The sequence below is a fragment of the Pseudomonas sp. SIMBA_068 genome (assembly GCF_046534705.1).
Classification (GTDB): domain Bacteria; phylum Pseudomonadota; class Gammaproteobacteria; order Pseudomonadales; family Pseudomonadaceae; genus Aquipseudomonas; species Aquipseudomonas putida.
The window spans coordinates 1-247 of the sequence record NZ_JAWRYI010001275.1 but is presented as its reverse complement, the minus strand read 5'-3'; the positions used below and the strand labels follow the sequence as shown (position 1 = coordinate 247).

The following is a 247-nucleotide window of genomic DNA, read 5'->3' as shown; positions in this document are numbered from 1 at the left end:
ATCCAGGGCGCGCTTCACGCCCACCGTCTCGCCGCCTTCGGGATAAGCGAAGATCAGGTCGATATCGGATGACAGGTTCAGCTCCACCGCACCGAGCTTGCCCATGCCGAGGATGACCATGTGCTGCGGTTCGCCGCTACGGCGGCCGGTCGGCGTGCCGAATTGCACGCAGTGGCGCTGATACAGCCACTGGTAGGCTTGGTCGATACAGGCGTCAGCCATATCGGAGAGGTCGCGACAGGTTTGC

At 63.2% G+C, this 247-nt stretch carries 1 protein-coding gene; it reads right to left on the bottom strand.

Annotation, left to right across the window (positions count from 1 at the left end; all coding sequences use genetic code 11):
• On the bottom strand, window positions 1-247 hold a 247-nt coding region (locus SB756_RS33665), incomplete at both ends, for a hypothetical protein (RefSeq protein ID WP_410913711.1).